Raw genomic sequence first — 14,291 nt, 5'->3', positions numbered from 1 at the left:
CAAATTCCAAAACCATGCATAAGTTTTCTACTATGAATTCAGGAATTTGTGACTAAAAAAAATTAAATCTAAAGCTTGGGATTTGGGATTTAAAAAAATTGTAATTTAACCCAAGTTTGGAATTTGGATTTTAAAAATTTGGAATTTATTTTTTAGAATAAAAAATTTATGGAACTAAGTTATTGGGAATTAAAAAACTGGTTTACGAATGTTGATTACGCCATTGTCGGAAGCGGAATAGTTGGTCTTCATACGGCTTTACGCTTACGCGAAAAATTTCCGGCTGCTAAAATTCTGGTTTTGGAAAGAGGCATGTTACCACAAGGCGCCAGTACCAAAAATGCCGGTTTTGCCTGTTTTGGAAGTCTTTCTGAAATTTTGGAAGATTTAAAAACACATTCAGAAGAGGATGTTGTAGCTCTGATTGAAAAACGATGGAAAGGTTTACAATTGCTTAGAAAAAGACTTGGCGATTCGGCAATTGACTTTAAACCTCATGGCGGCTACGAATTGTTTTTGAAAGAAGACGAATTCGGATTTAATGAATGTATTTCGAGAATGTCTTTTGTCAACGAAATTCTAAAACCACTTTTTAAAGCAGAAGTTTTCGCCAAAGAAACAGACCGATTCGGATTTGGAAATGTTCAGGATTATTTGATTTTTAATCCATTTGAAGCACAGATTGATACGGGGAATATGATGCAGGAATTGTTGAAACAAGCGGTTTCAGAAAACATTTTGATTTTGAATCAGCAAACCGTAACTTCTTATGCAGATGCAGCAAATCATGTCGAAGTGGTTTTGAACGATTTTAGTTTTAAAACCCAAAAACTGTTTTTTGCTACCAACGGTTTTGCCGGATCTCTCACAAATGGAGCTGTTAAACCAGCCCGAGCACAGGTTTTAATTACGGAACCGATTCATAATTTAGATATAAAAGGAACGTTTCATTTAGATAAAGGGTATTACTACTTTAGAAATATAAACGATCGAATTTTACTAGGCGGAGGAAGAAACCTGGATTTTGAAGGTGAAACCACAACTGAATTTGGCCAGACGAAAATTATTCAAAATAAATTGGAAGATTTACTGAAAAATGTAATTTTACCGAATCAGGATTTTCAGATTGCGCACCGTTGGAGTGGCATTATGGGAATCGGAAATAGTAAAAATCCTGTTGTAACTCAACTGTCTGAAAACGTGTTTTGTGGAGTGCGTTTGGGCGGAATGGGAGTGGCAATAGGCAGTTTAATAGGAACCGAATTAGCAGACTTAATATAATGGGAGTAACCAAAAGACCAATTAAAAAAACAACAACCGCAAGTAAACCTAAACCTAAAACGACTCCTAAAAAAGGAAATCGTTCTTGGGGCGAAAGAATAAAATGGTTTTTTATAAAAGCTACTTTATGGTTTTTTGGAATATCTATTGGGTCAGTTATATTTTTTAAATATGTTCCGGTTCCGTTTACGCCATTAATGCTTATTCGTGCTATCGAAAACAAATGGGCAGGAAAAGAGGTTTACTTTGATCACGATTGGGAACCGATTGAAAAAATCTCCATGAATCTGCAAAAAGCGGTTATTGCCAGTGAAGACGCCACATTTTTAACACACAATGGTTTCGATTTTAAAGCGCTCCAAAAAGCCTATAAAAGCAACGAACGCGGACGCAGAATTCGAGGCGGAAGTACCATTTCACAGCAGACAGCCAAAAATGTCTTTTTATGGCAGGGCAAAAGTTATTTCCGTAAAGGTCTTGAAGCGTATTTTACTGTTTTAATCGAATTAATTTGGGGCAAAGAACGTATTATGGAAGTTTACCTAAACAGTATCGAAATGGGAGATGGTGTTTATGGTGCTTATGCGGCAACAGAACATTGGTACCGTCGAGATGCTTCAAGTTTGACACCAATGCAGGCGGCCGGAATTGCAGCAATTCTTCCAAATCCAAGAAAATTTAAAGCTACTGGTTCATCAAGTTATATCAATAGAAGAAAAGAACGAATTGTCCGTGAAATGCGATACGTTGGGAAAATCAATTATAATGGAGATGAGAAAAAGTAAAAAAGCGCTTTTTGCTTTTCTGATCTTAACCACAACGTTGACTTTTGGACAAGGAAAAACTTCTGAAATAGGTTTTATATCTGACAATGATTTATACACTTCGTCTAAAAACGATATGTATTATACCAACGGATTGGAACTTTTTTATCGGTTTTTATCAAAAAATGATAATGAAAAAATCAATAAGAAAGTCACAGAATTTCGTGTTGGACAATACATTTATAATCCGAGATTTATCAATGAAACTGCAGTAGATATAAACGATCGTCCTTTTACTGCTTATCTTTTTGCAGAAGCGGGCAGAAGCTTCTTTTATCAGAGTGAATCTGTTTTAAAGACTAGTTTTCAGTTAGGATTTATGGGGCCAAATGCTTTGGGAGAAGAAACTCAGGTTGGATTTCATAAAATTATTGGATACAAAAAAGTGTATGGCTGGGAAAATCAACTGCATAATGCTTTTTCTGTTCAGGCGCATGTAATGTATTCCAAGAAAATGTTTCCGTCAAAACACAATGATTTTGTGGATTTGCACTTTCATTCCGAAGCCAATTTAGGAACTATTTTTACAGGACTTTCAACTGGTTTTATGGCGAGATTTGGATTTAAAAAACTGCTTCCGATTTATGATTCTAATATGTATCATGCTTCTGTAAACTCACAGGTTCAGAACGATATTAGGGAGTTTTATTTTTATGCGATGCCAAGTGTCAATTATCAGTTTTATGATGCGACGATAGAAGGCAGTATGTTTAACGATACAAGTCCGATTACTTTCGACTTGGAACCGCTTCGATTTAATGCAGAAGCCGGTTTAAAATATCGACACAACAATTTTAATATTTCCTATTCTTTCCTTTACCGCGGAAGAGAATTAAGAGATCCAGGTATAGATACCAATGCGGGTTATTTTTATGGGTCGATTCGAATGGGTTTTTTACTTCAATAAGTTTTTTTTGCCACAAAGACGCTAAGGCGCAAAGATTTTATTTAAGATTCTGAATTAATTTTGTTGAATTATACTTTAAGAGATAAAATTTAAAATAGATATATGGGCTATTTTTTCTTGTTTGCTTTTTTTGTTGTTTATGCTTGTATAAGATATAAATGGAGATCTTTTTTAATTCCAGACTTATTTGTTGGATTTATTTTATTGTTATTCCAGACTTATTTTCATTATGGGGATACTGATAGAGGCTTGATTTTAATCTTTATGGCTAATCTGTTTTTATATATACTAGTTTTTGTTTCCTCTTTATTTATATATTTTGATAATGATAATGAAAAAAGAACCTATTTCGTATTTACCATTCTTGTTTACTTGTTGGTCATCATTATAGAAAAACAATATGTAAATTATAAAGAATCTTTCGGAGGGATGTATGTACCAATTGCTCTGTCATTCTTTCCTTTGTATTTTTTGACGTATTATAAAAAATATATAAAATAGATCTAAAAGAAATTAGTCTTTACTATCTAATTTTTCTATTTCCTTTTTTACTTCGGCTATCAGCTGTTGTTCGGTTGGGAGATAGAGTTGGTACTTACTTGCAATAATTGTTTTGTTATTTTCGGGAAGTGTTATTTTTGCCATTGCATCGTTTTTGTCGGCACATAATAAAATTCCGATGGTTGGATTTTCAAAATCTTGTTTTTCAAAACGATCAAAGTAATTTGCATACATCTGTAATTGTCCAATGTCCTGATGCGTTAATTTATCTGTTTTGATTTCCACAATAACAAAAGCTTGTAATAGCCGATTGTAGAAAACAAGGTCAGCAAAAAAATCATCGCCATCAAGATGTATGCGCTTTTGTCTTGCAACAAAAGAAAATCCGTTGCCTATTTCGAGTAAAAAATCTTGTAAATATGTGATGATTGCATTTTCAAGATCTTTTTCATAGTAAGAAGCTTCTCGTTTTAATCCCAGAAACTCCAATATCATTGGATCTTTGATAATGTCCTTCGGCTCTGTTGGAAGCTTTTCCTGTCTGGCAACATTTAATACTGATTTTATATCGTTGCTTAATAAAAGACGTTCAAAAAGCTGACTATTTACCTGCCTTTCCAATTCTCTGGCTGTCCAGTTGTTTTTCTCTGTCTCAGCAATATAGAATGTTCGTTTGTCTTCATTATCCATACGTATTAACATTCTGTAATGTGTCCAACTAAATTGCGAACGCAGTGCGTTCGTATTTGGAAAAGTTCTGTAAAATTGGCGACACATTTCGAGTTGACGAATTAAAAATCCACTGCCAAACTTGGGCTGGAGTTCGTTTGACAATGATTTTATGATAAATTCGCCATTTTGCCCTTTCTTTACCGTCTTGTTCTTCTTCCAAAATTACTTTACCAATTTACCAGTACATCAGCACTCGTTCCATATCGACAGAACGAATGGCTCTGTTTTTTGCATCAGCAATAATATTGTGTACTTGTTGTATGAGTTCTTTTTTTAGTTGCATAAGTATTCTTATTGGTTTTATACTTCGAAATATACTTTCAGATGTATTGGTATTTCTCAATACTTAAAATTTATAAAGATGTTTTGTCTCTACTTTTAGTTTTTACTAAAAAACTGAAAGGAATAAGTGATCAAATGGATAACTAACTATTAATATTAATAATAGTAGAGTTAATCCAGTTCTGAATGGGCGAAAACTTAATCCCAAAGATATCGTTCATCATAGTCAACATTATATTTGTTTAAAAATGCTAAGAGCTCTTTTTTGAATGTCTTTTTTTTATGATGTTCTTCCTGATTTTTAATGTATTTAACCACTATCTCTAATTGCGAGGGATTAACAGAAAAAATACCATAACCATCCTGCCAGTAAAAGTTTGCATAACGTCTATCAACTGTTTTTATCCATTTTGATGATTGTTTTTTTACTTCTTCAACCAATTTCATTTGTGTAATTTTTTTGGATAATAAACAAAGAATATGAACATGGTCATTATACCCTCCTACTTGAATGGGATTGCATTCTAATCCTTTGCAAATTCCTCCAAGGTATGCCCATAGCTTTTCCTTTATATCATCGTCAATAAAGGGGTAACGCTTTTTTGTACTGAATACTAGATGTACGTATACTTTGTATAATGATTGTGGCATAATTTTCTTTTTTTTTAGTAGTGAGTTGTACGATTTTAATGTTTTAGGCTTTAAGCCTATTTTAGATGGCTACTCTTGGTCGCTATGCATATCGCTTCGCACTATGGTAATCTCTTCGGGGGCTTTCAGCCCATTTAGATGGCTACTCTTGGTTGCTCTGCATAGCGCTTCGCACTATGGTAATCTCTTCGGGGGCTTTCAGCCCATTTAGATGGCTACTCTTGGTCGCTCTGCATAGCGCTTCGCACTATGGTAATCTCTTCGGGGCTTTCAGCCCATTTCGTTACTAAATTGCTCTTTGTCCTTTGTACAACCAGATAAAAACAGCTCTGAAAGAGCGGAACCACTAAGATAGTGCAACGCACTATTGAAGGGAAGGGAAAGAATATAGTCACTCAAGCCCTGAAAGGGCGAAAGCCTATTCTCATGGATATACTTACAATAGGTTGTACCAAAAACAAAATTAAAAGAGGGACAATCGCAAAGTAACTACGAAAAGTTATAATTGTATTATAATAAGTTAATAGTGAGCAACTAAAACGAACAAAGCCACTTCTGTCTAAAAAGTAGCTTTGTCTGTTTTGTAATAAAAGAAAGATTCAATACGTCTCATAAATTATCTCATCACTCATTTTAAGTTTTGCATTAAAAGAAACATATAAAATTAACCTGCCAGCAGGAGAATCGCCGGCATCGTAACCTATTCTAAACGATTCTTCATCATCAAAAATAATATCCGAAGGTTTTAGAGTTTCAATATCTTCATCTGGATGTTTTTGCTGAATAAATGCCAAAGCTTCCTGATTTAGTTGAGCGAAATTTTTATACAGTTTTGTAATGATCGAACTTAATTTTTCGATTTCTTTTTTGGTTCTGGCTTGTGTTGAAACGTAGAGTTCTGAATCTTCAAAAACAAGTCTGGCAAAATAAGTCGAAGACGAAATATCGTATTTGAAAACCACGATTTCATCAATGATATGATCTTCTTCTTTTATGAGATTATTGGCGTAATCTAAAGATTCTAGTTTAGGATTATTGCTGGTGTCTAATACTGCTATTTTATTATCAGAACAATAGAGTCTTTTAAGCATTGTATTTTGACTAATATCTAAAATGGAAATATGATTATAAAAACAACGTAAATCTTCGAGTTCTTTGTTGTTTTGGAGATTAAGCTGTTTGAGTACATTATTACTGCATCGTAAGGTTTCCAATGAAATACATCCGCTCAAATCGAGATTCAATAAACCATTCTGACTGCATTCTAAATGTTTAAGATGAGGTTTTTCTCCCAATTCTATTCCAAAAATGTGATTGTATGAGAAGTCGAGTTCTTCTAAAAGCGGATTGTTATCTGTAGAAAGATCAGTCAATAAGTTCCAATGACAGATAAGCTCTTTTAAAAGTGTATTATTTTTTAGTTTTAGTTTTTTTAACCGGTTGAAACCGCAGTTTAAATGTTGAAGTTCTGTATTGGCTGATAAATCAAGTGACAGAATTTCATTCTCATTACAGATTAATTCTTCTAAGTGCAAATTATGGCTCACATCGATAGATTGGAGTTTATTATAAGAACAATTTAAACTTTTTAAGGAAATAAAATATTCTAATCCGTTTAGATTTTTCAATTTTTGTGCACTCAAGTCCAGTGAAATAATATTTTCGATATCATTGGTTTGGATTGTTGTTTTATCCTGAGAGAAATTCTCCAAAATATATTGTTTAAAAGCAGAATCGGTAAAAGAATGGGTAATATCCATAATAGAGTTTTTTAATCGAGTTCTATATCTTTTGTTAGTTCATCCCACTTTTTGTTGAGATATTCTTTTGTGTAATTCAGCATTTCAGGATTAACATCATATGTTGTTTGTACCGTTGGACTTAAAATAGCTTTTCTTTCTTCAAAATTAATATAGACATGTACACCATTGTCTCCCCAAAAGAAAGGAAAAACAATTGCCATATTTTCTGCACTTTCACTTACATATTTTTCCAGGCTGATGATAAATGCAAACATTGGAAGCATTTCTAAATAGTTTTCACTAAAAAACATCATTCCCCAATGCCATTCTTCGGCAGTTTCATCATAATCTGAGAAAGCCATTGCTTGTTTGTACTCCATCCAGCCGTTAAGAACTTCTTGATTGGTATCGTCATGGTAAGAACGAAGCAATTCTGCAGTCAAAGCCATTTTAGAATACATTTGTCGACTGTCCCACCATTTTAGCCAGTTATCGTTTAGTTCTGGTTTTTCGGGAGAACTGCTTAAAAATTTGTCAAGCTGAAGTTTGGTGATTTTTACTTTACAGAATAGAGAACTTAATTCAGACATGATTTTGTAATATTTTAAATTTCGTTGTTAGATATAAAAAAGTTTCCGACATGAATTCCAATTACCACTCCATAAAGAGAATAGAATGATTATCAGGGTCTCTTAAAAATAATGCCATTCCGCCGGGATACTCCCAAGGGCCAGAGAATGTGCCGCTTTTCATTTTGTGAGGATTTGATTCTGAAGTTTCGGTAACGTTGTTTTTAATAAATCTTTCATATGTTTCCTCTATATTGGCTTCATTTATCTCAATATTTCCGGTATTTAGAGGTCTTTCTGCGGTACTTATTTTAAGTTCGAAATGGTTGCCAATTGGAACAGAAAAACCTTTTAAACTTTTTAAATCTTCTTCATCAAGATCAAAAACCTTTTTGTAAAAATCAAAGGACTTTTGAAGATTTATACTATAAAACCAAGCTGAAATTCTCATAAAAATATTTTTAGATTATTATTTTAATGGCGATTATCACATTGAAGGTAAATTTCTTCGTTTGATTTATCTATAATAGAAATGGCTGGACAGCCAAAAGATTCATATAAAAAACCAAAGACAACTTCTGGTTTATTCTTGAAAAGTTTTCCTGTATATTGTTCAACAGCATCGTCTCCGTTTTCATAATTTAAAGGAGCAGGAGAGGTACCTTCGCTTTGACTGTATAATTTTTCAATTATGATTTCTTTGGTTTTGGAATCGGTAACTAAAAGACGTCTGGCATAAATTATTTTATTGCTATCTAGATAATCCTGTAAAAAATACTGATAACTGTCTGTTTGATAAGAATAAGTATTTCCAGCGTTGGTGCCCTTTAGCGTATTTTTATCTTCTTTTTTTAAAGATTTAGACGGATAATCTTTTGGAGCAATTTTTTTCCATGAAATTGGTTTTAAACCTTCTTTCGAAAACGGATTTTCTTTACCAACATATACCAAAGCATCCCGATAATATTCGCTAAATCCACTCAACTGTTTTTTGTTGATTTCGAAACCAATCATAAAATCGTAATTATGATATGGCCAATCTTCTTCTGAAGAATATCCGTTTAACATTGCAGCAGTTTTTAAATTTTTGACTAAAAAAGAAGCCAGTTTGTTTTTGGCATAATCGTAAACAAAAACAGAATCGGTTTCTGCAATATTGGTTTTAGAAAGAAATCTTTTTCTATAGTTTTTAGAAAATGTAAAATACTGAGCACTATGTTTTCCTAATTTTTCAATATTAGGTAAAACAAGAGTGTCTTTTTCGTCATCAACAGGATAAATATCCGAAAGCGAAACAAAAGCAATATCACTACTGTCTTTTGGCATAACTGTAAACAAATTGATACTTTCTTTTCTCGGAGTTGCTTCGCCTTCCTGTAAAGAATCGGTTTCTACTGTTGCATTTTTTGAAGTATCCTGTTTTTGTAATTTAGAAGATTCTTTTTTGTTGCAGGCAGCTAGTAAGATTAAAAAAGAGGCAGATAATAGAAGGGGCTTTAATGTCATTTTACATTTATGGATTTTAATTTACTATTCGTTATGTACGAAAGTACTTTAATTTGTTTAAACTTGAAAGTTAAAACTTAGTCAATTTTTCTGTTTTTCAACATTCTTCTAAAAAATAAATAAGCAATGAGACATATTATTAAATGGGGTAAAACCAGTATTGCTAAAAAATTCCAGCCCGATAGGAGTATATCGGAATTAAATTCCTTTACAGATAAATCGCCTATCATAAAACAAAACAATGTTGTAAACGAAATCAGGCAATAAGTTGCTAATGAATAAAATCTGTTTTTTCTAATAGGTTCATAATTGTTGAGAAAAATGGTAACGGATGACATAGACAAAAACAAAACAAATCTTAAAGAGAAGAAAAAGGATAAATTAGAAAGTATAATCAACCAGAAACTTTTAGCTTCATCTTGTATCTCAAAAAAACGATACAATAAACCACCTGAAATTAAAAGACTGAACAGTATAATCAGCAACCATGTTTTAATAAAGTAAAATGTCATTGTTTTGCTATTTTCTTTGTAAATAATTATCGATTAATTGTTGATTTCCTCCTTATAACTTTTTTATCCAGAATGATCAATATACAAATACCAAAGACCATTTATTTTTCGCATTATCCCCGAAAATTGTCCCGAACTATTTTTTCCATTTGGAGCTTCGACACTAAATTTGGCGCTTACAAAAGCATCTTTTTTTGAAAGAGGTTCAACAACAAAATCGGTCATGGTTAGTTTTCCCATTCTTTCTTTTGGCCAGTATTTCTTAAAGAAATCGGCAATATTGTTTTTTCCATAAACTACACCGCCGCTGTAAATCATTCGAACAGAATCTAGAGGAGCATAAAATTCTAGATAACCTTCAAGATCGCCATTATTCCAGCAGGTTTGCTGTGCTTTTAAACGATCAAGAATCTGTTGCACAATTTTATCCTGACAATTACCATTAAAAGAAAGCATGAGAAAGAATCCAAGAAATAGAAATTTTAAGTATCGCATAGTTTTGTCTAATTAGTAAGTATCAAATAGATAAAATTATAAAAACAAATAAGGAAAAAGAGCTGAGAAAAGCCATCAATATGTTGAAATAAGTTTAATTGATTTAAGACATTTTATCAATTAAATGTTAGTCCATAACGATAAATCAATTGTTTTTTATTTTGGTAACATTTCCTGTTTTTTTATCAAATGTAATTGTTTTGTTAGGGCCTCCATAAAATAGCGTCAGCGTAATGGTAGTATCGGTTTCATTTTTAAAAATGATGTCTTTTGCAGTTCTGATCTTTATATCCAGATTATCATTCATAAGCTCTGAATCGATGCATTTAATAATTCTTTTTTCAAACAATCCTTTTTTCTCAATGATTTCAAGCCATGGATAAACCATTGGGCCATATCCTACAATCTGAGCTCTGTAATTTTCATTGAGATTTTTATTAATATATAAACCTAATGAAGTGGTTGAGTTTACCAATGCATAAAAAGGAAGCATCATGGCAATAATACTCAAGGCGAATGTTATTACTAAAGCGGCTAAAAGAAGTTTGGCTAAAAGCTTTTTCCAAAAAACAATAATGATGACAAAACTCATAAACAGCCAAAGCCAGAACAAAATTGCATCACTGTAATAACCCCGAAGACTTATTGCTTTAAAATAATATAAAGCACAGTCCAATATGGAAATTGCGCTTAGAATAAGATAAAATCGCAGTATTATTTTTTTATTTAAGCTCATACTTTTTCGAAATAAATTTTAAACAAAAAATGACAACAATAGATAAAACCATAATAGGCAGAAAAGAAAGTGAAAGCGTATAATGCAATTCTTCGTTAAAAAGATAAGTGCTCCAGGAAGATTCTCTATCTACAAAAATGCAATAGTTCCAGAAAAACCAAACTGAAATTAGACATAACAATTGAATTGTGATTCTTATCGGTTTGTTTTTGATAAAATAGAGTAACAGAAAAACAACCGTTAGAATAATGGTCGTAAACACAGACATTAAATAAGTATCATCAAAAAAACTACTGTCGGGATTTCCGCTGGATACTCTTTCAGAAAGACTTCCCATTGCCCAGTAAATTTCTGTGAAAGTGGTCAGAAAAATCAATAAAGGAATCGCAAGGGATCTTTTAAGAAATTGAATTGTTTTATTTAATAATGTTTGTTCCATTTATTTACAATTGGTAATAATCTGTTCTTTTGATGGATTTGATTTATTGCCTTGAAGTTCTATCTCCACAATTTTATTTTCTTTAAGAAAATGACTGAACGGACAGTAATTTTCGAAGCTTTTGTTCTGAAAAAAATACAGCAGTTTTATTAATTTTAGATTTGGAAGGGTAATATTTCCATTGATAGTATTATTTTCATTTAAAGCGAAAAAGCCGTTTACAGTTTCCAGTTTTTCCAAAGATATCGAGGTTAGTAAATCAGAGTATTCAACGCTGAAATTTTCATGTACAGTTTGCAGGTTTTTAAAACAATTTAATGTTTTGATATCGCTGTTCATAATCATAACCGTTTGAACTTCTTTAATCTGATTAAATCCATCCAGTGTTTGAAGTCCCGAATTTCCTATTATAAATATTTTTTTTGCTTTAACTAGATTATTAAAACCGGAGATTTCTATTAAAGGATTTTCGGTGTATTTGCCACTGTTGTTTCCAAAAGTAATATCACCGTTTACTGTAGTTAATTTATCAAAACCGTTAATCTGTTTTAATTCACATCCTGAAATAGTAAAATGTCCGTTTACCTGTTCAAGGTTTGTTAATCCTTGTACTGACTCCAGATTTTTGAGTTTGAGTACCAATAATTCGCCGTTGATTTTTTGGATACTTGAAAGTGCATTCAAATTTTGAATTTCCTTCGATAAATCTGAAGATAAAGTATCGCCAATAATTAGATTTCCATTGATATAAGTGTATTGATTTTGTCCAAAGTCATCAACCTCTTTCTGAGTTTTTAAATTGATGTTTCCTTTGAAAACTTTATCTGTTTTTGCAATTTCTAAATTCATAGTCTCTATTTTCTCATTTAAAGCTCCTGATTTTTGACAGGAAATAGTAAATGAGTTTAGAATTGTGAGAAGTAATATTGAGATAAATTGTTTCATTTTAGGTGTTTACTGCATTTTACAAACTATTTATCCGTTTTTTCATTCTCAATATAATTTTTGACTATTTCTAAAAACTCGTCTTTGGTTAAATAACGTTTTAAAAAGTCTTCGAGAGTGCCTTCGTTTTCAATTTCACTGAAAAAGACTTCATGATCAGTTGAGTAAACTGTCGGGTTTTCAGGATTTGGATCTGTTAGGCAGATAAAAAAATGATCTGGAAATCCGTAGGAATAACAAATACAGATAAAATCTAATTCTTCTCCCTTAACAACTTCTCTAATTTCACTTTCTTCTACAAGTCCATCTAATTCGCCAAAATCATCAGAATCTTTTTTAAAAGGGGTAAAAAGAAAATTCCTGTAAAAATCCTGCCCGTACGGAAGTTCGTGATCAGAGAAAAAATGATGTAGTAATTGGTCATAAAATTCTTTTCTGTTTTCCTGATACAATTCACGGTTATCGGCATAAAATTCGTCGGCTCCGTATAACTCGTCTTCGTAATAATCGGTATATAACGGATGACTGAATTCGATTGACTGTAAATCTTCCTGTAATGAATTTCCTTTTACTTTATCGATGTTTCCGCCAATTTGCTGGATTCGATCTAATATTTCTTTTTTCATTTTTTGGTGTTTAGTGTATTTGAATTTTCGTTGGCTATAGTATTCGGTGTTGTCGTTTTTAAAATGATTGACGCTCTAAACAAAAATAAGAAACCTTTTTAAAGAAATATCTTTCAAATTGTATAAAAGTAAAGGACTGATCAAGAATTTTATTCTTAACCTTTTGATAATATGGTAAGTAGTTTAAATTTTTACTTTTAATTAAAATTTAAATTATGGAAATAAATTGGGTTGTAATAGCAGTAGTGATTTTATTGGTTGTTCTTTTAATTGTTTTAACCATTAGAAAAAATCTAAAAGAGAAAAAGAAATTGGAAAATTTGCTGAATAACGATTTCAAAAAAGCTGAAAAAGATAGAGTAGATGCTGATGATTCGGCTAATGAGAAATGACAAAATTGCGAAACCATAGAAAAAAAACAACCCTTGTAAAACAGAATTTACAAGGGTTTTGATTTTGTGGAGAATACCGGATTCGAACCGGTCGCCTCTACGCTGCCAGCGTAGCGCTCTAGCCAAATGAGCTAATCCCCCAAAGCGTCAACAAATAAAGTCAAATAATTCTCAAAAAACAAATTTAGAAATCAATCAGACAAAATATTTTTCAAAAGCGTAACTTTACGTTTAAATCTATTTTTATGAGTTCAGAAAATCTAAATGGAAGTTTAGAAACTTCTTTTCAAAATACAATTGCAACAGTACAATTTGGTCATCCTGCCAGCAATTCTTTTCCGAGAGCTTTGTTAAACCAACTTACGACTGAAATTAATTCGCTGAGCAGAGATGAAAATGTTTCGGTTATTATTTTAAAAAGTGAAGGAAACAGAGCATTTTGTTCCGGAGCTTCTTTTGATGAACTTTTGCAGGTTGAAAATGAAGAACAAGGGACAGAGTTTTTCTCCGGCTTTGCTCATTTGTTAAATGCCATGCGCAATTGCAATAAATTAATTATTGGTCGTGTTCAGGGAAAAGCTGTTGGTGGTGGAGTCGGAATTATTTCGGCTTGTGATTATGTTTTTGGAACTCCTGAAAGTGCTATAAAATTGTCTGAACTGGCAATCGGAATTGGGCCTTTTGTTATTGAACCTGCTGTTTCTCGTAAAATAGGAAAAACCGCGATGACTCAAATGACTTTGGCACCGCACGAATGGAAATCTGCCGAATGGGCTTTTGAAAAAGGACTTTATTCAGCTTTAAGTGATTCTGCGAATTTGGATCAGGATGTCGAAAATTTTGCCCAAAAATTAAGTTCTTATAATCCCGAAGCTTTATTTGAAATGAAAAAGATTATTTGGGAAGGGACAGAACAATGGGAATCGCTTCTTTTTGAACGTGCTACAATTACAGGCAAATTGGTTTTATCTGATTTTAGCAGAAATGCTTTACTGCAGTTTAAAAAATAGCTATGATATAAGTCATTTATTTTGGGGAAATAACGATATAATTTTGACAAGGAGTTGCTAACTAAAAAAAATAAACACATAGAAACATAGATTTAGTTTGTGAATAAAAGAAATTAGAAAGAAACTAGTTTCTCACAAATA

At 32.1% G+C, this 14,291-nt stretch carries 17 protein-coding genes and 1 tRNA gene; 6 read left to right on the top strand and 12 right to left on the bottom strand.

The genetic code is table 11. The features are described 5' to 3' along the window. The first annotated feature begins 168 nt into the window (after positions 1-168). The 3 genes from HYN56_RS03155 to HYN56_RS03145 are packed head-to-tail and all read left to right on the top strand — an operon-like array spanning position 169 to position 3,012. A complete protein-coding gene (locus tag HYN56_RS03155; protein WP_109190847.1) occupies positions 169-1,281 on the top strand; it encodes an NAD(P)/FAD-dependent oxidoreductase in 1,113 nt (370 codons plus the stop codon). Then, entirely contained in the window at positions 1,281-2,066 is a 786-nt protein-coding gene (gene mtgA / locus HYN56_RS03150; RefSeq protein WP_109190846.1) for a monofunctional biosynthetic peptidoglycan transglycosylase, read from the top strand. The genes HYN56_RS03155 and mtgA overlap by 1 nt, the downstream gene beginning before the upstream one ends. Further along, positions 2,053-3,012 carry a lipid A deacylase LpxR family protein gene (locus HYN56_RS03145; protein ID WP_109190845.1) on the top strand — a complete coding sequence of 320 codons (960 nt, stop codon included), beginning with the start codon at positions 2,053-2,055 and terminating at the stop codon, positions 3,010-3,012. Before mtgA ends, HYN56_RS03145 begins: the two co-directional genes overlap by 14 nt. A gap of 513 nt (positions 3,013-3,525) precedes the next feature. Here HYN56_RS03145 and HYN56_RS03135 read toward each other — a convergent pair. The 6 genes from HYN56_RS03135 to HYN56_RS03110 form a co-directional block, all read right to left on the bottom strand. Then, a complete protein-coding gene (locus HYN56_RS03135) occupies positions 3,526-4,347 on the bottom strand; it encodes a PDDEXK nuclease domain-containing protein (protein WP_240622649.1) in 822 nt (273 codons plus the stop codon). 378 nt (positions 4,348-4,725) lie between these two features. Beyond that, positions 4,726-5,178 carry an IS200/IS605 family transposase gene (gene tnpA / locus HYN56_RS03130; protein ID WP_109190843.1) on the bottom strand — a complete coding sequence of 151 codons (453 nt, stop codon included), beginning with the start codon at positions 5,176-5,178 and terminating at the stop codon, positions 4,726-4,728. Between the two features lie 599 nt (positions 5,179-5,777). Beyond that, positions 5,778-6,938, bottom strand: a complete 1,161-nt coding sequence (locus HYN56_RS03125; RefSeq protein ID WP_109190842.1) for a leucine-rich repeat domain-containing protein — start codon at positions 6,936-6,938, stop codon at positions 5,778-5,780. Positions 6,939-6,949: 11 nt separating this feature from the next. Further along, entirely contained in the window at positions 6,950-7,510 is a 561-nt protein-coding gene (locus tag HYN56_RS03120) for a hypothetical protein (RefSeq protein WP_109190841.1), read from the bottom strand. A 61-nt stretch (positions 7,511-7,571) separates the two neighbouring features. Beyond that, a complete protein-coding gene (locus HYN56_RS03115; protein WP_109190840.1) occupies positions 7,572-7,940 on the bottom strand; it encodes a VOC family protein in 369 nt (122 codons plus the stop codon). A 23-nt stretch (positions 7,941-7,963) separates the two neighbouring features. After that, complete coding sequence (locus HYN56_RS03110) at positions 7,964-8,995, bottom strand: oxidoreductase (RefSeq protein WP_109190839.1); 1,032 nt, start codon at positions 8,993-8,995, stop codon at positions 7,964-7,966. A 126-nt stretch (positions 8,996-9,121) separates the two neighbouring features. Between HYN56_RS03110 and HYN56_RS25010 the strand changes: the two genes are divergently transcribed. After that, complete coding sequence (locus HYN56_RS25010; protein ID WP_167398268.1) at positions 9,122-9,262, top strand: hypothetical protein; 141 nt, start codon at positions 9,122-9,124, stop codon at positions 9,260-9,262. Between the two features lie 308 nt (positions 9,263-9,570). Here the strand turns inward: HYN56_RS25010 and HYN56_RS03100 are convergent, their stop codons facing one another. From HYN56_RS03100 to HYN56_RS03080, 5 genes are all read right to left on the bottom strand, one after another. After that, entirely contained in the window at positions 9,571-10,002 is a 432-nt protein-coding gene (locus tag HYN56_RS03100) for a YybH family protein (RefSeq protein ID WP_109190837.1), read from the bottom strand. 145 nt (positions 10,003-10,147) lie between these two features. Continuing rightward, on the bottom strand, positions 10,148-10,738 hold the full coding sequence (locus HYN56_RS03095) for a hypothetical protein (RefSeq protein ID WP_109190836.1): 591 nt from the start codon (positions 10,736-10,738) through the stop codon (positions 10,148-10,150). Continuing rightward, a complete protein-coding gene (locus HYN56_RS03090) occupies positions 10,725-11,177 on the bottom strand; it encodes a hypothetical protein (RefSeq protein WP_109190835.1) in 453 nt (150 codons plus the stop codon). The genes HYN56_RS03095 and HYN56_RS03090 overlap by 14 nt, the downstream gene beginning before the upstream one ends. Next, complete coding sequence (locus tag HYN56_RS03085; RefSeq protein ID WP_146194562.1) at positions 11,178-12,122, bottom strand: hypothetical protein; 945 nt, start codon at positions 12,120-12,122, stop codon at positions 11,178-11,180. Between the two features lie 26 nt (positions 12,123-12,148). Then, on the bottom strand, positions 12,149-12,748 hold the full coding sequence (locus HYN56_RS03080; protein WP_109190833.1) for a hypothetical protein: 600 nt from the start codon (positions 12,746-12,748) through the stop codon (positions 12,149-12,151). 215 nt (positions 12,749-12,963) lie between these two features. Between HYN56_RS03080 and HYN56_RS25005 the strand changes: the two genes are divergently transcribed. Further along, positions 12,964-13,140 (top strand): hypothetical protein, encoded by a 177-nt coding sequence (locus HYN56_RS25005; protein WP_167398267.1) that lies wholly within the window; start codon positions 12,964-12,966, stop codon positions 13,138-13,140. Between the two features lie 67 nt (positions 13,141-13,207). Here the strand turns inward: HYN56_RS25005 and HYN56_RS03075 are convergent. Next, positions 13,208-13,281 (bottom strand) — tRNA-Ala (locus HYN56_RS03075). Positions 13,282-13,385: 104 nt separating this feature from the next. Between HYN56_RS03075 and HYN56_RS03070 the strand changes: the two genes are divergently transcribed. Beyond that, on the top strand, positions 13,386-14,150 hold the full coding sequence (locus tag HYN56_RS03070) for an enoyl-CoA hydratase/isomerase family protein (RefSeq protein WP_109190832.1): 765 nt from the start codon (positions 13,386-13,388) through the stop codon (positions 14,148-14,150). Positions 14,151-14,291: the final 141 nt, after the last annotated feature.

The sequence above is a fragment of the Flavobacterium crocinum genome (genome assembly GCF_003122385.1).
GTDB classification, from domain to species: Bacteria; Bacteroidota; Bacteroidia; order Flavobacteriales; family Flavobacteriaceae; genus Flavobacterium; species Flavobacterium crocinum.
Note: the sequence above shows the minus strand (reverse complement) of the source record. Positions and strands in the feature narration are given on the sequence as shown.